Consider the following 18,781-nt stretch of genomic DNA (forward strand, 5'->3'; position numbering starts at 1 on the left):
CAGTACTAGGCTGTCCATTCGGGGGCCTGAGCACAGGCTGCGGTATGGCTCCGATGACCGAAGCCGAGATGGATCGGGTAGTGCTCACTATTGCGGTGGCACTCAGCCGAGAGTTGTTGTGGACCGGACCGACTCGGCTAACCGGTGTTTGCGAAACTCTCGCGGTGTCTCACCGTATCGTGCCTTGAATGCAGCGGAGAACCAGGTGAGGGTGAAGCCGCTGCGCACGGCAACCTCTCCGATTGTTGCTGTCGTGTCGGGGTTTTCGAGCATGGTCCGAGCCGCTCGCAGTGCTTCGTCCTGGCGCACTTCCCGATACGTGGTGCCCGCCTGATGCAGTGCGGTGCGCAGCTGTCGCGGCGACCAGCCCAATGCCCGCGCCACCTCGGGCAGCCGGAGGTCGGCAACTCCGATGTGTCGGCGCACGTGCTGTCGGACGGTCTCGGCGAGCTCTGTCAGATGAGTCTGCTGCGGTCCGGTATCACCCGCGCTCATCATGCAGAGCAGCTCGGCGATCCGGTCACCGACCGCGTTGAACTCCCGGCTCGTCAACGCGGATCGTTCGGCATGCAGATCACGGACCATGCCCGCGGCGATCCGGCCGAGACCCGAGCCGAGGTCGAGCACCGGCTGTCGTAGGCCGGGTCGCGCGAACTCTGCGCGTGGTACCTGGAAGCCGTAGGCCACCGAGCCGGGGATATGCAGCCGGCACTGCCGATCCAGCGCCAGCACCGCCGCCTGCCCCGGTGAGATTCGAGTGACTCCGTGCTCATCGGCCGCGGCGAATTCTCCCCGCTGTGGGACGACTACCCAGTAGAAGTCCTCGGCCGAAACACGACGGATGTTCGACGGGGTGCGGAAAGCCAGCCGGTCGCCGGGCTGATCCCAGCGCAGCAGGCGGTACGTGGTCGTCTGCTGCACGGTCATGGCCACCTGCCAGCGCTCGGGTTCGCGGTAGCGATGATCCATCGGGACGAAACTGTTGGAGGTTTCGGTCCATTCGTCGACATCCGCGATGTCCAGCTCGTAGTACTCCATTGCGACACCCCGAACGGTTCAGCCGGTGACAATGACGATGTCGGCGCCACTGAACAGCAAGTCGGACGGGCGTGCTCGAGTCCGCTGCCCCGCCGGTACCAGACGTGCGGCCGGTGCGAGAGCGTGCAATTCCCGCAGGAATACCTCGACTGCGAGCTGCGCCAATTGCTTGCCGGGGCAGACGTGTTTACCGAATCCGAAGGTCAACGGAAGTTTGCCGGCACCGTGCAGGTCCAAGGGGTTCGGGAAGGCCCGCGGATCTCGGTTGGCGGCGGCGCACATCACCAGAACCGGCCCGGGCGAGAGCGCGGTGCCGCTGCGCAGCGTCAGCGAGTCCACGACATGCCGCTTCCAAGCCACCAGACCCGGATCGAGCTGAAGTACCTTGGCCGCTACGTGCGCGGTCGATGCCTCGTCGGCGAGCAGGTGCCACCACTGCCGGTCCGGATTGTTCAGCAGGCGCTGCAGGCCCTGCTGGATACTGCCGCTGACGGTGTGTACGCCTGCGGCCAGTGAGTTGGCCACGGCGGACACGGCAACTCGACGGGGTATGCGGGCAGCGCACAGACGGCCGGGCAATCCGTCCGTCCGATCCCGTCCGCCGGATGCGATGGCGTCGGCGCTCACGGTGAACAGCCGACCGAGGCCGCCGACCGCCTCGGCCAATTCGCGTCCGCGCATCCGCCGACCCAGCAGCCCGGACTGGGCACCGCTCCATATCGCCACATGCGGCCAGTCCGCAGGCGGCAAGCCGACCGCTGCGCTGACGATCCGGGCCGCGTAATCGATCGACAGGGACGTCACGTCGAGCGTCCGGTCACTCACGTCACGTTCGGTGCCAAGCGCGTGATGGAAATGCTCGGTCAGGTCCTTGATCCGTTGCGGGCGTTGTGCCCTCGGCACTGTGAAATGTCCCCCCGGGCCTGCCAAGGTGTCCCATACCCGTTTGTGCAGGATGTCGTCGGTGAGATCCGCGGTCGCCTTCGCCGGCAGCGGGAGCAGATGCCGGCAGAGATGGCCGACGGCGCGAGGATTGGCCGCGATGCGCCCGAAACCGACAAGGGGCTCCAGCGATTTCGCGTTCGAGATGCCGGGGCTGGCCGCTTCCATCAACTCCCGCACGTCGTCGTAGCGCCACACCATCCGCAAGCCGGAGTTGTGTCGATAGGTGGGTTCGGACCAGTCGTGCAGCTGGCGATATCGTTCGTCGCGTTCGGCGAACGAGAGCTGGTTGGGGGTCAGCTCGTCGAAAGGGAATTTCATTGTCAGATCATCGGTTTCGCTGAAGTCAACGCGGGCTGTGCATCCTGGTTGCGCAATGCCGGTAACGGGTGGGCTGGCTCCCTCATGGGACCTCCGTGGTTGGTCGACCGTGGCGTCAGGCGCCTACCGGAACAGTGTCGGCTACCGGTGCTCGCTGCTCGGCCGAGTACACATTCCGTGCCGATGAACGTATATTCACTGCCCCACAGCGTAAATGGGTGTGTATTCGCGCCGGGGAATGCCGCGATCCGCCCGCGTCCAGTCTTCCCGGGCAAGACGCTGGACGGCACGTCGAAAATCCTACGCACCACCTGAGGTCGCTTCGCGCACCGGCACGGTGAGCATTGCGACGATCATGTCGATGATCTCGGCGGTGTCGCTGTCGGGGTCCGCGGTGCGCACGCCTGCTTCGAGCGCGCGTTCGTAGTCGGCGATCAGGGCGAACATGACGGTCGCCATCGTTTCCAGGCGCTGGCGGCGACAACGGGACGGGAGTTGCGGCAGGCCCGCATCCAGGCGGGTGGCGATGATGCGGACGGCGGCACGGTCGGCGCCGGCGAGGCGGCGAGCGTCGGCGATCACGGGGTGGGCGCGCACCACCTCGAGGAAGCGGCCGTAGTGGGTGACCTCTGCGGTGTAGATGAGTTCCAGGATGGGGGCGGCGAGCATCGCGACCAGTGTGCGGATCTCATGTGCGGTTCCCTCGGTCTCATACCTGGCCAGCAGTCCCATTCGGCGGTCTTCGAGCCAGTTCATGCGGCGGTCGACGATGGCCTCGAGCAAACCGCTGCGGGAGTCGAAGTAGTAGTGCACCGCGGAGTTGTTGCGCTGACCCGCGGCCGCGGCGATATCGCGCAGCGGGACGTCAACGCCGCGTTCGGCGATGAGTCGTTCGCCCGCGTCGAGCAGTGCGGCACGCGGATCCTCGGTGGCCATGTCAGCACTGTACTAAACCCAAGTATTGACGATGTTAAGCGAAAATGCTTAATTGGGGCCGTACGGAACGAAGGCGCGGTCGCCTTCGTGCAGCAGACCAGAGGTGATCCGATGACCATCGCGCGCGGGCCGATCTTCCAGCTGTGCTGGGTGGTGCGCGATATCGAGGCGGCGCAGCGGGAGTTCACCGAGCGATACGGCGTCGCGAAGTGGTTCACCGTCCCCGACGTGCACTTCGGACCGCAATTGTGCGAATTGCGTGGCGCGCCCGCCGATTACACGATCACGGTGGCATTGGGGTATGCGGGCGGGCAGCAGTTGGAGTTGATCGAGCCCAAGTCCGGGGTCAGTTTGTATTCCGAACATCTGAACAGCGTCGGGCCTGGACTGCATCACGTCGCATGGGTGGCCGAAGACTATGACGCGGCCTTGGCCGAGGCGAAGGCGAGCGGGGCCGAGGTGCTCGCTCGCGGCGCGTTCGAGGATATCGGGATGGAGTTCGCTTATCTCGACGGAGGCGCCCTCGGTTCCGCCATCGAGCTCATGCGGCTGTCAGCCGATATGAAAGCGATGTTCGATTATCTGATCCCGGAGGGGTTTTCGAACCCATGGGCCTAGGAACCGCACTCCCCCAGCTGATTACCGAACCGGACGAGTGGGACGCGACCGCGGATGTGATTGTGGTCGGATTCGGCATCGCCGGAAGCGTGCGCGGTGCCGCATCGAACAGGGCGCACAGCGCCGAACGTATGGAAGGCGATTGAGATGCGATTCACCTATGCCGAGACGATGACGGACCCGAGCTTCTATATTCCGCTGGCACAGGCCGCGGAAGCTGCCGGGTATACGTCGATGACGATCGCCGACAGTGTGGCCTATCCGAAGGAATCCGACGCCACCTACCCCTACACCCCCGATGGCAATCGGGAGTTCCTGGAGGACAAGCCGTTCATCGAGGCCTTCGTGCTGTCGGCGGCCATCGCGGCGGCCACGACGACACTGCGGCTGACGCCCTTCGTGGTGAAGTTGCCCATCCGCCCACCGGTGCTGGTCGCCAAGCAGGCCGCCTCGATCGCGGCATTGAGCGGGAACCGGTTCGGCTTCGGCGTCGGCATCAGCCCATGGCCCGATGACTTCGAAATAATGGGTGTGCCGTTCGAACATCGCGGTGCACGCATGGACGAGTGCATCGATATCGTGCGCGGGCTCACCGCGGGCGGCTATTTCGAATACCACGGACAGTTCTACGATCTGCCGCCCATCAAGATCAGCCCGGTGCCGACCGAACCGATTCCGATCCTCATCGGCGGACACAGTGGCCCGGCATTGCGACGCGCCGCCCAGCGCGGCGACGGCTGGATGCATGCAGGCGGCGATCCAGCCGAACTGGACCGGCTGCTCGCGAAACTCGATGTGCTGCGCGCCGAATACGGCACCCGCAAGGATTTCGAGATCCACGTCATCTCGCTGGACGGGTTCACCGTCGATGGTGTGAAGCGGTTGGAGGACAAGGGTGTCACCGATGTGATCGTCGGCTTCCGCTACCCGTACACCACCGAACCCGATACCGAATCGCTGGACACCAAAATCGCGCACCTGTCCCGGTTCGCGGAGAAGGTCATCGCGAAGACGAGCTGAACTCACCTGTGTACCCCACGCCTCGAGCCTTGTGACACCCCCGGGGCGATGCCCGTCACAAGCGCCTGGTGTCACAGAATGTGGTGGTCCGGCGTCTGGTGAGCGACGCAGTCGAGATCCAACAGACAGGAGCCACCCGTGACCACACACTTCCGGATGCCGGGGGCGCAGTCGTGAGTGCGGATCCTGCCACCGAAGTCTTCGTCACCCACCGCAACCTGCTCTTCACCGTCGCGTACGAAATGCTCGGATCGGCCGCCGACGCCGAAGACGTCCTGCAAGAAACCTGGCTACGGTGGGCAGGCGTCGACCACGACACCGTGCAAGACCAGCGTGCCTACCTGGTCCGAATCACCACCCGCCAATCACTCGACCGACTACGCACACTCGGACGCCGCAAAGAGACCTACATCGGCCCCTGGCTGCCCGAACCGCTGCTCACCACACCCGACGTCGCCGACGATGTCGAACTCGCCGAGAACGTCTCGATGGCGATGCTGCTGGTGCTGGAGACACTTGCACCAACCGAGCGCGCGGTGTTCGTGCTGCGCGAGGTGTTCGACCTGCCGTACGACGAAATCGCCGAAGCCGTCGACAAAACCCCGGTCGCGGTCCGCCAGATCGCCCATCGTGCCCGCGCACATGTGGCGGCGCGCCGACCTCGCGGGGTGATTTCAGCGGCCCAGAGCCGAGACGTGCTCGCGGCATTCCAGCGGGCGGTCGAAACCGGCGACATACAGAGCCTGTTCGATATTCTCGCGCCTGATGTCGTACTCCTGGGTGATGGTGGCGGAATCAAACAAGCCCTCCCGCGGCCCGTCACGGGAGCCGACAAGGTGGCCCGCCTACTGGCCGCGTTGTCGGGCAGGATTACTGCCTTGTCGCTGCAACCGGCCCAGGTCAATGGCTATCCGGCGCTGGTAATACGGCTCGACGGCGAGCTCGATACGGTCATGGCGGTGCGCATCGACGACGGGCTGATCACCGGCATCTACTCCGTTCGCAATCCCGAGAAGTTGTCGCATATGCAGCAGGAAACCGCCTTGCGCCGCTGAGTCCGTGGGCCTCGATGTGCCCTGCCCACCACCCTGCCGGTGTCGGGGCATGATTGCCAGGCCAGCAGCGCGCCGTCCTCACCGAAGGCGTCGGTCTGTCCGCACCGAGCATGGCCGGGCCCACTACCGCGATACATGCGCGCCCAGCACCCCCGCACATGTCACCGTGCTGCGCCCTCGCGAGGGGGCAGTACTGGGGCGCTGTAGGGGGCAGTCTTACGGGGTGCGGTCCTATGGGTGCGATGCGGCGAGGGCGGCCGTGGCGGCGGCGATGGTTTGGGATCGGTAGGAGATACCGAACAGAACCACGTGCACGAGGAGTGGATGCAGTTGGTGCAGGGGGATGCGGTTGCGCCAGCCGTCGGCGAGGGGGTGGGTTTCGTGGTAGGCGGCGCGGATTCGGTCCAGGTGTGGGATGCCGAAGAGGGCGAGCATGGCGAGGTCGGTTTCGCGGTGACCGCCGTGCGCGGCCGGGTCGATGACGAGTGCGTGGTCGGCGGTCCACAGGACGTTGCCGGACCACAGATCGCCATGGATGCGGCTGGGCGGTTCGGGTGGGCCCGCCAAGGTTTCGATATTCTCGATCACGCGCTCCACCAACCGAATTCCGTCGCGACCGAGCGCTGCGGCGGCCCTCGGCAGATATGGGGCGAGGCGGTAGTCGGCGTACCAGCGTGCCCACGAGCCATCGACCTGGGTGTTGTCCAGCGGTAGATCGGCGATCCAACCCGACCACGGCGCGCCGAACGATCCCGGCGAATCCGCGTGCAGCGCAGCAAGTTCGCGCCCGAAACGCGCCGCGGAAGATGCGCTCGGCACGGCCGCGGGCACCCAGGGCAGCACCAGCATCCCGCCATCGACAGCCAGCACGTCGGGCACCAACTCCGGAGCCCCCGCCGCGAGCCAGCGCAGCCCCGCCGCCTCCGCCGCGAATACCGCCGCCTGGTCGTGCGCGACCTTCACAAAGACCTCGCGCCCGTCACCGAGAATTGCTCGATGCAACGTCCACGAATGCTGTGAACCCAGATCGGTCATCGAATCCACCGCTACGCCGACCAGTGCCGCGAGATCCGCCGCGCCCGTCACTTCGGTCCCCTGCCCACGCCCCGAACCTACCCCCTCGAGCCTCGATTCGGCGCGGTTGATCCGTAGTCACTGGCGTCGATCACCATGATGCACACAGCACAACGGCCGCTCATTACGATGCGGCGTTCAGGCGCTTCTTGGTCTCCTCATCGGCAGGGAAGAACGATTCGATGGCGAGTTCGGCGACGGTGACGTTCATCGGCGTGCCGAAGACGGTGGTGACGCTGATGAAGGACAGTTCGTGGTCATCGTGGCGCAGGCGTAGCGGGACGATGGCCTGGTCCGGTTCGGGGAGAATGAGATCGGCTGTGCCACCGGGGTATTCGCGCAATTCGTCGCGGAGCTCGATCAATTCCGGCGAACCGGTGACTTCGATCTGGCGCGACAACCGCTCGAAGATATGGCCGCGCCATTCGGCCAGATTGACGATGCGGCTGGCCATACCATCGGGGTGCAGGCTCAGGCGCAGGGCATTCACCGGTGCGGTGAGCAGTTTCGGGTCGATACCCGTCAACAGCAGTGCCACACCGGAATTGGCGTCGATCATATTCCAGCTCTGGTCGATGGCCAGTGCAGGATAGGGATCGTGGCCCGCGAGGATCTGGCGCATCGCACCGCGCACCGCGTCCATCGCGGGTGTATCGAGGGATGGTTCGGCGTAGGCGGGTGCGAATCCGGCCGCGAGCAGCAGCCGATTGCGTTCGCGCAATGGGATTTCCAACTGCTCGCACAGGTGCACCAGCATGGTGCGGCTCGGATTCGCGCGACCCGTTTCGATGAAACTCAGGTGCCGCGCGGAGGTTTCGGCGCGCCCGGCCAATTCCAGCTGGCTGAGCCTGCGCTCGAGCCGCCAATGGCGCAGCAGGTCACCGGCTGTCTGCGTACTCATGCTGCCGATCCTACGAAGCCCGCGGTCCCGACACGATTACCTGACGGGTAATCGAGGTGCGGCGACTCAGAACCGCCAGCGGGTCGCGCCACCGGGTTCCACGGTGGACAGGGCCGTGGCGGTGAGCGCGGTCAGACGGTAGACCTGCCAAGGCGGCGGGCCGGCGGATGGGGCGCTGTATTCGGCGGTGAGCGCCTCTCCGGTGTCGTCCACGCGACACGGCCAGCCGCCGTCGGCCCAGCGCCGGGCCATATCGGCGACGGCGGCGGGATCGGCGATCCTGGTCGCGGTGCCCTCGACGACCAGGTCGAATTCGTGGGTGGCCACACTCATCGAGCAGCGCGGATCGCGAGCCAGGTTACGGCCCTTGCGGCTGCGGGCACCGGTGGTGAACCAGAAGGCGCCGTCGATCCAGAGCGCGCCGACTGCGGTGACATGAGGGCTGCCGTCCGGATTGATCGTCGACAACCAGCAGGTGTGCCGGTCGAGACCGCCACTGCCAGGCGCTTGTTCGATGCCCGCGTCGAGTCGTCTGCGAATGCTTTCCCAGTCGATCGGCGGCAGCTCATAGCGGTCGGCGAGGTTGATTGTGTCCATATCAGTAGGACGATCCGTGTCCGGGAAACTCACCGGTGTCAGAAGATCTCATCGCCGGCGAAGGCCTGGGCCGACGGGGCCGCGGTGAGCTCGGCGCCGATAGCTTCGGTGAATGCGGTCAGGTCGCCGGGACTGCGGGAGGTGATCAGCGGCCAGCCGTTCTCGTCGGAACGCACCACCGCTCGATCGATCCAGCGGCCGTCGGCGTTGACGACGTCGGTGCGCAGCGAGGGATAGGAGGTCAGGGTCTTGCCCGCGACGACGTCGGCCTCCACGAGCAGCCACGGGCCGTGGCAGATCGCCGCGACCGGTTTGCCCGCACGCACGAACTGCTGCGCCACTTCCACGGCGCGTTCGCAGACGCGCAGTTTATCCGCGTTCACCGTTCCGCCCGGCACGACGAGCAGGTCGAAATCGTCGGCCTCGAGGTCGTTGAGCGCCGCATCCGGCTGCACGACCTCGTCTTTGTCGACATCGTGTCGAAAAGTCTGGACCTCGCCACGTTCGGGTGTCGCATGCACGGCGACGGCGCCGTGTTCGCGCAACCAGTCCAGCGGCATCAGCAGCTCGTCGTGTTCGACGCCGGTATTCGCGGTAATGACCAATGCGCGCACACCGCGCAATTCCTCGGACATACCGGACCCCTTTCTCGCCGATCCTTCACTAAGGTCGGCCTACCCCGGCGCGGGGCACTCAAACGATTCCGGCATCCGTCCGGATCAGCGATTTGCGCAGTAAAATCCAGTGATGGCCGTGGTCCTACCCACCGTCGGCGTGGAAGAGGAGTTCCTTCTGGCGGATCCGATCACGGGTGCGCCGAGTCCGCGCAATGTCGAAGTCGCGGGGGCGGCCGCCGATGTCGGTATCGATCTGCAGTTGGAGTTGACGCGGTGTCAGGTCGAGATCAATACCGGGGTGCACACCCGGACCCCTGAATTGCTCGATGACCTGTGCCGACTGCGCCGCAGCGTGGCGAATTGCGCGGAGAAGCACGGTGCCCGATTGCTTGCGGTGGCGGTGCCGCCCGCGATACCGGATGCGTATCCGGTCACCGATACACCTCGCTATCAACGTATCGAACAAAACTTCGGGATGCTCGCCCATGAACAGGGTTTGTGCGGCTGCCACGTGCATGTCGGGGTGTCGTCACGAGATATCGCGATACGGGTCGGGAATTATTTGCGGCCGTGGTTACCGGTGTTGTTGTCGCTGACCGCCAATTCCGCTGTCTACCGCGCCACCGATACCGGATACGCCAGTTGGCGCAGCATCATGTGGCGGCGGTGGCCCAGTGCCGGTCCCCCGCCCTTCTTCGATTCCGTCGCGGACTACGACGATATGGTGCAGATGATGCTCGCCAGCGGCAGCATTCTCGATACGGCGATGGTGTATTGGGATGTGCGGCCCTCGGCCTCGTACCCGACCGTCGAGGTGCGCGTCAGCGATGTACCGGCGACGGTCGAGGAAACGGCGTTGTTGGCCACGCTGATTCGCGCGGCGGTCGTCATGGCGCAGACGGCGATTCAGGATGGGTTGCCACCGCCCCCGGTGCCCGCGGAGGTTTTGCGGGCCGCGTATTGGAAAGCCGCCCGGTCCGGGTTGGACGGAGACGGGCTCGACACGATCAGTGGGCGCGCCCTTCCGGCCAGCACCCTGCTCGCCGGTCTGATCGACCACCTCACCCCCGCGCTCGAACAGTCCGGCGACCAGCAATTCGTCGCCGATACCGTCAAAGCAGTTCTGGCGCGTGGCAACGGCGCGCGGCGACAACGCATCGCGATGCACGCGCGCAACGAGGTCACCGATGTCATCGATGTGGTCGCCGCAGCCACCCTTGAAGGGTGCTACTGACCGGACGAACCGGAGACCGGGCGCAGGCCACGATCCCGGACGACCTGTACGGCACGGAGAGCCAGTAGCGTCGCGCTGGTCACCATGTGCTCGATCGCGTCGGTGATATGGCTCGGGAAGCTGAAGATCAGCACGTGGTACGAGAATCTATCTACTACATAGCGTCGTTGACATGAGGGCCGTCAGAAAGTGCTTCGATGGAGGTATGCCCCTACTCGTCGGCACATCGGGTTGGCAGTACCGGGACTGGCGCGAGGTGCTGTATCCGACGAATGTTCCGCAGCGTGCGTGGCTGGAAACCTACGCCGCGGGCTTCGCAACGGTCGAGAGCAACAATGCTTTCTATCGACTGCCCAGCGGGGAGACCTTTGCGGCATGGCGGGATCGGACGCCGCCGGACTTCTGTTTCGCGGTCAAGGCAAGCCGTTTCCTCACCCACATCAAGCGACTGCGCGAACCCGAGGAGCCGGTCGGGCGCTTGATGGAACACGCCCGTGTACTCGGCGACAAGCTGGGGCCGGTGCTGTTGCAACTTCCGCCGACACTGCGGGTCGATCCGGCACTGCTCGACGCGTGCCTACGCTGTTTTCCGCCCGAAGTCCGGATCGCGGTCGAACCCAGGCACGATTCCTGGTGGATTCCGGAAGTTCGTGCCGTGCTGACGGAACACGCCGCGGCGCTGTGTTGGGCCGATGTCCGCTCCCGTCCCGTCGCGCCGCTGTGGCGCACGACGGACTGGGGTTATCTGCGACTGCATTCCGGACGTGCCACACCCACACCGCGCTACGGACGCACGGCACTGTCCAGTTGGGCGCGACGGCTGGCCGACACCTGGTCGGATCGCGAAGAGGTGTTCGTCTACTTCAACAATGATCCCGGCGGTGCGGCGGTGCGCGACGCGGTCGTCTTCGCGCGCGCCGCCGCCGCTGCCGGAGCCAGCGTCAGCCGAACACCCACAACTGTTTTCAGCCGACGATAGAGTTCATGATGGTGCCCGCGCTGGTTGCGATGACACCACCGAGCATCGCGCCGGCAAGCATTTTCGGCGAGTCCAGGGTGCCGCCGCTCCACTTCTCCCACGCGAACCGGCCGCCCGCGTAGGTGATGCCGCAGACACCCGACAGCATGACAAACCAGGTCAGGTAGCGGACCATCTGCAGGATCTTCTCCGAATTGGGCGGTGCCTCCGGCGTCGGATTCCCGATTTGAGCGAGGACGGTCTCGTGCAAGGCGATCAGCATCATAGGCGCATACTCATTCCAGTCGAGGTGAGCGATGAGCGGCAGATAACCGAGCAATAACCAGGTCGGTACCGGACAGTATGGGCGGTGGTTGCGATGTTCGGGGCGGTCTCCGCGGAACCTGTCTGGAATGTCCGAAGGCGCGGCCCGGCGCGCCGTGCACGGGTGTAGCATTTCGCCCGAAAACCCAGCGCGGGAGCTCGGGCACGGCCGGGCTGAGAGGGCGGACCCCATGTTTCGCCGACCGCATGAACCTGTCCGGGTAATGCCGGCGTAGGGAGAGCGGTACCGGGATGTCTGCACCCACCCTTGATCAATCCGAGCGGCGCGAAGCACCGCTGACCCTGGACCAGCCAGCGCCGAAGGTGCTCTCGTTCTGGGATCAGGGCGCGTTCTGGGCGAACCTCGGGGTCAGCCTGTTCGCATTCTCCGGTGCGTACACGGTGCTGGCGCCGAATTCCGATGGCGCCGCGCAGATCTCCATCGCCGCGGGCATTCTCGCGATGATCATCGGTACGGTGGTCGGCGGCCTCATGCTCGGTCTTGCCGCGGTGCCCGGAGCCAAGACCGGTAAGCCCGCGATGATGTTGCTGCGCGGACTATTCGGCGCGAAGCTCAGCTATCTGCCGACCGTACTCAATATCGCGCAGCTGATCGGTTGGGGCACCTTCGAATTGATCGTCATCGGCGATGCGGCGGAGGAGTTGTTCGATGGTGGTCAGCACTGGATTTACGTGGTCGCCGCGGGCGCGCTGACGACGGTCTTGACGATCTGGCCGCTCGGTTCGGTCCGGATGCTGCGACGGTTCGTGACCGTCGGCGTGGTGATCGCGTTGATCTGGTTCTACGTCCAATTCGTGCGCGCGGGTCTGCCTGATCTCACCGCCAACCCGGGCACCGCGGGTGGCGGGCCGTTCGGTGTGGATTGGAATCTGTTCTGGGTCGCTACCGATGCGGCGCTCGCGGTTTCGATTTCGTGGGTGCCGGTGGCGGCCGACTACACCCGTCACTCCCGCAGCACCGGTGCGGCATTCGGCGCGGCCAGTGGGGCGTATGCGTTCACCCAGATCATCGCCTATGTGCTCGGGCTGTTCGCGCTGGCGCTCGCGTCCGGCGACGGCGGGGTGTATTCGCCGTTCCTGAAGGTGACCCTCGGTGCGGTGTTCTTCTTCATCTTCGTCTTCCGTGAGGCCGACCAGTCGTTCGCGAATGTGTACTCGACGGCCGTATCGATCCAGAACCTCACGCCCCGGGTCGATCGCCGGGTGCTCTCGATCGGCCTGGGTGTGCTGATCACACTGCTCGCGCTGCGGCTGAACATGGCGAACTACTTCGGCTTCCTCGGCCTGATCGGGTCGGTTTTCGTGCCGCTGCTCGGCGTGCTCGTCGCGGACTTCTTCCTTCGCAGGCCTGACCAGTGGAATACCTCGGCGAACGCGCCATCGCGGTGGGGCATGGTTTTCGCGTGGCTGGTGGGACTTTCGGTCTACCAGCTGATCAACCCGGGCGACGCCGGAGTATGGACCGACTTCTGGGTGGACGTGCAGGAAAAGCTGCACTTCACCAAACAGGCCTGGATGAGCGCGTCGCTGTTGTCGTTCCTGGCCGCGGTGCTGGTCGCGTGGAGTGGAGGGCGGATTTCGGTGCTACGCAAGTCTGCGTAGCCTCCGAACAAAAGTGCCCTGGGCCGCCTACGGCCGACACCGCAAGTGCCGGCCGGTTCCTACGCCACATGTCCGCACGCGGCGAATGTTTCGCGAGCAATTCGCCGAGACGGGTGGCGGCTGTACTGATCTCGGGTGGCGGCGGTTGCGGGGTTTTCGATCCCCTTGGGGCGCACAACTTTCCGATCACGCAATCTTGCGTGCCACGCAAGATTGCGTATCGTGAAAGCGTGGCATTCGTACTCGGGTTGCGCGAACGCAAGAAGCTCGCGACTCGGGAGGCGCTCGGATTCGCGGCGCTACAGCTGGCGGTCGAGCATGGGCTCGACAGCGTGCTGGTCGAGGACATCGCGGCGGCGGCGGGAGTTTCGCCGCGCACGTTCAACAACTACTTCGCCAGTAAGCACGAGGCCGTGTGCTCGGTGGCGGTCGATCGGGCCCGGCGGATCGCGGACGGACTGCACGATCGTCCGGCGGCCGAAGCGCTGTGGCCCGCGGTCATCCACGCGGTACTCGCCGAATTCCGCGACGACGAATTGCCCGATCCGGTGTGGACTCGCGGTATTCGGCTGATCACCGCCGAGCCCGCGCTGCAGGGTGAATATCTCAAGGCGCAGGCCGTCATCCAAGAGGCCATCGCGACGGCCATCGCCGAACGCACCGGCCACGACCCGCACACCGAGATGTTCCCGCGGATCATGGCGGGCGCGATCGCGACGGCACTGCAGGTCGCCATCGACCGTTGGGTCGATGCGGACCCGCCCACCGCGGCACTGCCCGTCATCCGGGAGGCGTTGCGGCAACTGTCCTATCTACCAGGAGCCTTTCCCATGGACGTTCCCACCAGCCACACCCTCGCCGTGCCCGGTGCGACGCTGTACTACGAGATCCGCGGCACCGGACCGCTGCTGCTGCTCATCCCGGGCGGCAATGGCGACGCCGGGAGCTTCGATCAGATCGCCGAGCGCCTGGCGGATCGCTATACGGTGGTTTCCTACGATCGGCGCGGATTCTCCCGCAGCCCAGCGCAGGACCACAACGTCCAACTGGACGGCGCTGATGCCGCCGCACTGCTCACCCACCTCGGCGATCAGCCCGCCGCCGTGCTCGGCAGCAGCTCCGGCGCCATCGTCGCGCTCGAATTGCTCACGACGCGACCCGAACTCGTGCACACGCTCATCCCCCACGAACCGCCGCTGGCGACCGTCCTGCCCGATGCCGACAAGTGGCTCACCTTCTTGGACGACGTTTACCAGACAAGCAAGTCCGAAGGCTTCGTCGCCGCCATTTCCGCATTCGCCGCGGGCGTCGGGCTGCGCCAGCAGCAGCCCGGCGCCGAAGAACCCACGCCCGAAGCCGCCGCGATCGGTGCGCGCATCCAGCAGAACATGCTGTTCTGGATGGAGAACGAGATGCGTCAGTACGTCCGCTACACACCGGATTTCGACGCACTGCAATCCGTCGCCGACAAGCTCGTCCTCGTCGTCGGACACGATTCGAAGGAAACCTTCCCGGCGCTGCCCAATGTGGTAATCGGCGAGCACCTCGGACTCGACATCGTGGAATTCCCGGGCGATCACGTCGGATTCCGAAGTGCCGCCGAGGAATTCGCCACTCAACTCGATACATTGCTCGCCAAGCGCCGGTAGGCACCTCTGGTAAGCCCGCGGGGCCCTGCCCGAACCGGCCAGCGGATATCCGCCGCTCGGCACCGAGCCAGTGGCCTGATCACGGGTCCACGAACTCGTCACGCTCATACGCACCGGCGTCGCGGTCGTGGAGCGCGCCTCGGGCATTGAGATCGGGTTCGGCGAACCGGACTCTCGCGATGCGGCAGATGCCCTCCGCTCGGCGCCGAGACCAGCAACTATCGTCGACTTCATGGCTCGTGACATACCTGCGCAGGTCGCGGTGTGCGGACCGCGTGATTGCACGAACACCGAGGCCGAATGGGCGGCGGAGGTGGGACGGCTGCTCGCCGCTGCCGGGGCCACGGTGCTGTGCGGCGGCGGTAGCGGCGTCATGGCGGCCGTTGCCGAGGGGGCCTCCGGGATGGGCGGTCTTGTCATCGGGGTTCGCCCTGATACCGACCGGTCCGCCGCCTGTCGCGGTCTGTCCGCTGTCCTGTACACCGGTATGGGCGAGGCCCGAAACGCCATCCTGATTCACTCTGCCGACGCCGTCATCGTGATCGGTGGATCCTGGGGCACCCTCTCCGAACTCGCTTTCGCTCACCACCGCGGCACCATCACCGTCGTCTCCCTCGGCGGCTGGCAACTTCACGACGCCAGCGGAAGCCCCATCCCCGCAGCACAACTCGCCACCGATCCCGCCGACGCCGTGCGCCGCGCCCTCACTTAGGCCGCGAAACATTCAGCGCTTCGGCGCACTCAGCGCCCGCTGCGCCCCTGCGGGGACAGTTCGCCGAAAGGTCGGCGTGGGCCGACTTCGGGGGTTCGGACTCTGACGGGCGCGTACGGCTTGGCGACCGGCAGCTGAGTTCGGTGGCCCGGCAACTCTGCCTGTCCGCGGCAGTCGCACGCGTCGGGTCTGGCGCATGTCGTCATCGCCGGCAACCAGGCACGAGTGTCCTAGCGGGCACGGGCGCGAGACAGGTTCCAGCTCTGCCACGTGTCGTCGTCGAGACTAGTGCGGATGGGGCCGAATATCTCCGCCCGTTGCGGCTGTGGAAGCCGCCCGACGGCAGGGAGGATATCGGGCGAGAGTCTGCTGAGGTAGAGCGTGTCGAGGTTACCGCCGTGCTCCCAGCGGTCGATATTTCGTTCCGCGACAAGGCCTTCCGGGTTCAGCAGGGCCAGCGCGAACAGCGTCGACATGGCGGTGCCGATGGCGGCGCGCGGCAGCCAGGTGCCGTCGAGGCGCAGCACCGCCGCGATCATCAGCAGGTACACCAGACCCAGCCAGAGTTCGCACACCTCTACCAAGAGGCGCATCACGGTGAAGCCGTAGGCCTGCTGGTAGGTCCACATGCGACCGAGGGCCGAGGCGACGATGATCAGCGTCAGCACGCCGATCGCGGACAGCAGGATGCGCAACCAGGCTCGGTCGGCGGCGCACTCCTGTGTCGCCCAACGCAATACGACGGCAATTACGGCGAGGGTAAGGATGCTGACGATCGAGAGCTGCCAGAATCCGCTGCGCGCGTATTCGGCGTAGGTCAAATTCGCGGTGCGCTGGACGTAGTCGTCACCGCCGAACAGCGCGACGAACTGGGCGGCGACGAAGACCGCGAACAGGATGGTCAGCGCGCCCACCGGCAGTGCCCATTCCAACCGTCGCAGGCATCGGCCGGATGGCGCGCCTGTCGCCGCGGCTCGCGGACCCGCAAGCAGATACATCGCCCCGACGCTGCCGAGCCCGAGTACCGCGAACAGCGCGATCCACTGCACGACCGATGCCGCGTCGAGCTTCGGCGTCACCGCGTCGAGCAGCTTCGCGAATGTCGCATCGGCGCCGCCCAGCAATGGCACGAAAACCGCCAACAACGCGAGCGTCACCGCAACCGATATCCCGGCTCGCCACGACCGCCGCGCCGGACCTTCGCCGATCCGCCCGAACGCCGAATACACCCACGGAACGCCCGCAACAGACTCGATCGGCACCGCGATCACGTCGTACCACGCGCCATATACCGACCGTCGGCCGACGACAGCCAACGACCCGGCCACCGCGGCCGCTACAACACAGAGCGCGAACAGCCACCCCGCGGCCCGCATCGCCCCCACGGCCAGCAGCGCCAACGCCAGGATCATCCACCAAACCCGCCCCCAATTCGCAGTGCGGACACCAAATCTCGGTACGGCTCGATCAGCTTCCGCACCGCCCTCTTCCAGCCTGACCCCACCCCCGGCACCGACCGAAACCTCGCTCCCTGGTTCATGTTCGGTTGCCTTCGCAACGGGCAATTTCGGCGAATTCGGGATCGGCACCGCATCGTTGTCCACCGAACCGCTGCCGTGCGCGTCAGATCGATCGGACTCCGCGCCAGCATCTTTGAGCAACATCCGACCACCGGGCGCCTCAGGAGCCGAATGTCCTGGGTCACGCTCCCTCGCCTCGGAGCCGAGCGCATGATTTGTCGGCACGGCCATTTCTGCCGTGTGACGTGCACGGCGGTCCACCGTGCATACCGCGGCCGCCGCCACCGAGCCGGCAAGTACCCAACCGATCCCAGGCCGGTCCAGCGGAATGAACACCGCGCCCGCGAGACCTGCGATACCCGCCGCGGGCAATACGCCCGGCGGGCAGGCGATGCGCCGCCATCTCGGCAGTTGTACCGGCCAGGGTCGCGGCGCGGGCAACCCGGAGTTCGGCGGCGGAAGTGGCGCCATGGTTGGCGGCGCACTCGATGGCGGACTTATCAGCACACTCGACGGGCTCGACGCATCCGCTACCGACTCGGCTCGTACGCTCGGCTCCGATATCGCTTCGGGCGGGGTAAGTGGTTCGGGTTGATCTGGCATGAGTGGGCCCTCCTACGGGTGTGCGGGATCGTCCCGGGACCGCATTGGTCCGGGTTACGGAAAAGTGGAATGCGTTAGGGGGCGGGGAGAACCACGCGAATGCGCGAGCCCGGATCGGCGACGGCTATGGTGCCGCCGTGTAGGTCGACTATCCAGCGGGAGATGGCAAGACCCAGTCCGGTACCGCCACCATCGGTGCGCCCGCCGCGGGTGAAGCGGTCGAAGATGGTGGCGCGCTCGGCGATCGGGATGCCGGGGCCTTGGTCTTGGACGTCGATGACGAGACCGCCGCGGTCGACGCGGGCCTCGATGCGGACTTCGCCACCGGCGGGTCCGTGGCGGGCCGCGTTGTCGAGCAGGTTGAGCAACACCTGATGCAAACGTGCACGGTCTGCGAAAACGCTTGCGCTGCTCGGTTGCACGTCGGTGCAGAAGCGCACGCCGCGCCCGAGCGCCGCGGCGGCCACCTCGGCCTCGGCGATGACCTCGACCAAAAGCGGTGTGACGCTGATTTCTTCGCGGTCCAGGGCGCGGGCGCCGGATTCGATGGTGGACAAGTCGAGCAGTTCGCCGACGAGTCGGCCGAGCCGTTCGGTCTGGGCGAGTGCGGTGCGCAGGGTTTTGTCGTCGGGTTCGGATACACCGTCGACCATGTTCTCCAGTACCGCATTCAGCGCGGTGATCGGGGTGCGCAGTTCGTGCGAGACATTGGCGATCAGGTCGCGGCGCTGTTGGTCGGCGGCGGCCAGGTCGGCGGCCATCTGATTGAAGGCTGCCGCCAGTTGCCCGACCTCGTCGCGTGAGCTGGCCCGCACCCGGCGGGTGTAGTCGCCCTGCGCCATCCGCTTGGCCGCCGCCGTCATCTCGCGCAGCGGCCGAGTGGTGCCGTGCGCGAGGATCTGCGAGGTGATCAGCGCGATCACCGTTGCCGCGATCGTCGTCTTCGGCGGCAGCCAGCCGATCCGCAGCCGGAAGAACCCGAATGCCACCCCGGCCGACCCGAGCATCAGAATCGCGAACTTCAGCTTGATCGATTTCA

The 18,781-nt window shown here is 65.9% G+C and carries 21 protein-coding genes and 1 riboswitch; of the genes, 10 read left to right on the forward strand and 11 right to left on the reverse strand.

Annotation, left to right across the window (positions count from 1 at the left end):
• Positions 1-102: 102 nt before the first annotated feature.
• From ACIBJI_RS31010 to ACIBJI_RS31020, 3 genes are all read right to left on the reverse strand, one after another.
• On the reverse strand, positions 103-1,038 hold the full coding sequence (locus ACIBJI_RS31010) for an AraC family transcriptional regulator (RefSeq protein WP_364348083.1): 936 nt from the start codon (positions 1,036-1,038) through the stop codon (positions 103-105).
• Positions 1,039-1,056: 18 nt separating this feature from the next.
• On the reverse strand, positions 1,057-2,301 hold the full coding sequence (locus ACIBJI_RS31015) for a hypothetical protein (RefSeq protein WP_397086940.1): 1,245 nt from the start codon (positions 2,299-2,301) through the stop codon (positions 1,057-1,059).
• Positions 2,302-2,601: 300 nt separating this feature from the next.
• Entirely contained in the window at positions 2,602-3,237 is a 636-nt protein-coding gene (locus tag ACIBJI_RS31020) for a TetR family transcriptional regulator (protein ID WP_396955561.1), read from the reverse strand.
• A 111-nt stretch (positions 3,238-3,348) separates the two neighbouring features.
• Between ACIBJI_RS31020 and ACIBJI_RS31025 the strand changes: the two genes are divergently transcribed.
• The 4 genes from ACIBJI_RS31025 (at position 3,349) to ACIBJI_RS31040 (ending at position 5,930) form a co-directional block, all read left to right on the forward strand.
• Positions 3,349-3,855 carry a VOC family protein gene (locus tag ACIBJI_RS31025; RefSeq protein WP_364348074.1) on the forward strand — a complete coding sequence of 169 codons (507 nt, stop codon included), beginning with the start codon at positions 3,349-3,351 and terminating at the stop codon, positions 3,853-3,855.
• A complete protein-coding gene (locus ACIBJI_RS31030) occupies positions 3,846-4,001 on the forward strand; it encodes a hypothetical protein (protein ID WP_364348071.1) in 156 nt (51 codons plus the stop codon). The genes ACIBJI_RS31025 and ACIBJI_RS31030 overlap by 10 nt, the downstream gene beginning before the upstream one ends.
• 1 nt (position 4,002) lies before the next feature.
• Positions 4,003-4,875, forward strand: coding sequence for a TIGR03619 family F420-dependent LLM class oxidoreductase (locus tag ACIBJI_RS31035; protein WP_364348068.1), 873 nt, complete (start codon positions 4,003-4,005; stop codon positions 4,873-4,875).
• Between the two features lie 173 nt (positions 4,876-5,048).
• Positions 5,049-5,930, forward strand: a complete 882-nt coding sequence (locus ACIBJI_RS31040; protein ID WP_396955559.1) for an RNA polymerase sigma-70 factor — start codon at positions 5,049-5,051, stop codon at positions 5,928-5,930.
• A 231-nt stretch (positions 5,931-6,161) separates the two neighbouring features.
• Here the strand turns inward: ACIBJI_RS31040 and ACIBJI_RS31045 are convergent, their stop codons facing one another.
• The 4 genes from ACIBJI_RS31045 to ACIBJI_RS31060 all read right to left on the reverse strand — a co-directional run bounded on the left by ACIBJI_RS31045 (position 6,162) and on the right by ACIBJI_RS31060 (position 9,137).
• On the reverse strand, positions 6,162-7,016 hold the full coding sequence (locus tag ACIBJI_RS31045; RefSeq protein ID WP_397086942.1) for a fructosamine kinase family protein: 855 nt from the start codon (positions 7,014-7,016) through the stop codon (positions 6,162-6,164).
• A 112-nt stretch (positions 7,017-7,128) separates the two neighbouring features.
• On the reverse strand, positions 7,129-7,905 hold the full coding sequence (locus ACIBJI_RS31050; protein WP_397086944.1) for a helix-turn-helix domain-containing protein: 777 nt from the start codon (positions 7,903-7,905) through the stop codon (positions 7,129-7,131).
• Positions 7,906-7,971: 66 nt separating this feature from the next.
• On the reverse strand, positions 7,972-8,502 hold the full coding sequence (locus ACIBJI_RS31055) for a pyridoxamine 5'-phosphate oxidase family protein (RefSeq protein WP_364348059.1): 531 nt from the start codon (positions 8,500-8,502) through the stop codon (positions 7,972-7,974).
• A 38-nt stretch (positions 8,503-8,540) separates the two neighbouring features.
• Entirely contained in the window at positions 8,541-9,137 is a 597-nt protein-coding gene (locus ACIBJI_RS31060; protein ID WP_364348056.1) for a type 1 glutamine amidotransferase domain-containing protein, read from the reverse strand.
• A gap of 112 nt (positions 9,138-9,249) precedes the next feature.
• On the opposite strand from ACIBJI_RS31060, the gene ACIBJI_RS31065 reads away from it, so the two are divergent.
• Positions 9,250-10,353 (forward strand): glutamate--cysteine ligase, encoded by a 1,104-nt coding sequence (locus tag ACIBJI_RS31065; RefSeq protein ID WP_364348053.1) that lies wholly within the window; start codon positions 9,250-9,252, stop codon positions 10,351-10,353.
• On the opposite strand, the gene ACIBJI_RS31070 is transcribed toward ACIBJI_RS31065, so the two are convergent.
• Positions 10,347-10,487, reverse strand: a complete 141-nt coding sequence (locus tag ACIBJI_RS31070) for a hypothetical protein (protein ID WP_364348050.1) — start codon at positions 10,485-10,487, stop codon at positions 10,347-10,349. The genes ACIBJI_RS31065 and ACIBJI_RS31070 overlap by 7 nt on opposite strands.
• Before the next feature lie 71 nt (positions 10,488-10,558).
• On the opposite strand from ACIBJI_RS31070, the gene ACIBJI_RS31075 reads away from it, so the two are divergent.
• A complete protein-coding gene (locus ACIBJI_RS31075; protein ID WP_364348457.1) occupies positions 10,559-11,332 on the forward strand; it encodes a DUF72 domain-containing protein in 774 nt (257 codons plus the stop codon).
• Here ACIBJI_RS31075 and ACIBJI_RS31080 read toward each other — a convergent pair.
• Positions 11,319-11,597: a hypothetical protein gene (locus ACIBJI_RS31080; protein ID WP_364348454.1), complete on the reverse strand. Its 279-nt coding sequence runs from the start codon at positions 11,595-11,597 to the stop codon at positions 11,319-11,321. The genes ACIBJI_RS31075 and ACIBJI_RS31080 overlap by 14 nt on opposite strands.
• A 179-nt stretch (positions 11,598-11,776) precedes the next feature.
• Positions 11,777-11,893: riboswitch (TPP riboswitch) on the forward strand.
• Between ACIBJI_RS31080 and ACIBJI_RS31085 the strand changes: the two genes are divergently transcribed.
• The 3 genes from ACIBJI_RS31085 (at position 11,888) to ACIBJI_RS31095 (ending at position 15,619) form a co-directional block, all read left to right on the forward strand.
• Positions 11,888-13,258 carry a purine-cytosine permease family protein gene (locus ACIBJI_RS31085; RefSeq protein WP_397086947.1) on the forward strand — a complete coding sequence of 457 codons (1,371 nt, stop codon included), beginning with the start codon at positions 11,888-11,890 and terminating at the stop codon, positions 13,256-13,258. (Overlaps the previous riboswitch by 6 nt.)
• 230 nt (positions 13,259-13,488) lie before the next feature.
• A complete protein-coding gene (locus ACIBJI_RS31090; protein ID WP_397086949.1) occupies positions 13,489-14,907 on the forward strand; it encodes an alpha/beta fold hydrolase in 1,419 nt (472 codons plus the stop codon).
• Between the two features lie 232 nt (positions 14,908-15,139).
• A complete protein-coding gene (locus tag ACIBJI_RS31095; protein WP_396955556.1) occupies positions 15,140-15,619 on the forward strand; it encodes a dethiobiotin synthetase in 480 nt (159 codons plus the stop codon).
• A 230-nt stretch (positions 15,620-15,849) separates the two neighbouring features.
• On the opposite strand, the gene ACIBJI_RS31100 is transcribed toward ACIBJI_RS31095, so the two are convergent.
• Positions 15,850-17,031 (reverse strand): DUF4153 domain-containing protein, encoded by a 1,182-nt coding sequence (locus ACIBJI_RS31100; protein ID WP_397086951.1) that lies wholly within the window; start codon positions 17,029-17,031, stop codon positions 15,850-15,852.
• A gap of 436 nt (positions 17,032-17,467) precedes the next feature.
• On the opposite strand from ACIBJI_RS31100, the gene ACIBJI_RS31105 reads away from it, so the two are divergent.
• Positions 17,468-17,734: a hypothetical protein gene (locus tag ACIBJI_RS31105; protein WP_364348036.1), complete on the forward strand. Its 267-nt coding sequence runs from the start codon at positions 17,468-17,470 to the stop codon at positions 17,732-17,734.
• An 82-nt stretch (positions 17,735-17,816) separates the two neighbouring features.
• Here the strand turns inward: ACIBJI_RS31105 and ACIBJI_RS31110 are convergent, their stop codons facing one another.
• Positions 17,817-18,749, reverse strand: coding sequence for an ATP-binding protein (locus ACIBJI_RS31110; protein ID WP_397086979.1), 933 nt, complete (start codon positions 18,747-18,749; stop codon positions 17,817-17,819).
• Positions 18,750-18,781: the final 32 nt, after the last annotated feature.

It is taken from the genome of Nocardia sp. NPDC050408, assembly GCF_044458905.1.
Taxonomy (GTDB): Bacteria; Actinomycetota; Actinomycetes; order Mycobacteriales; family Mycobacteriaceae; genus Nocardia.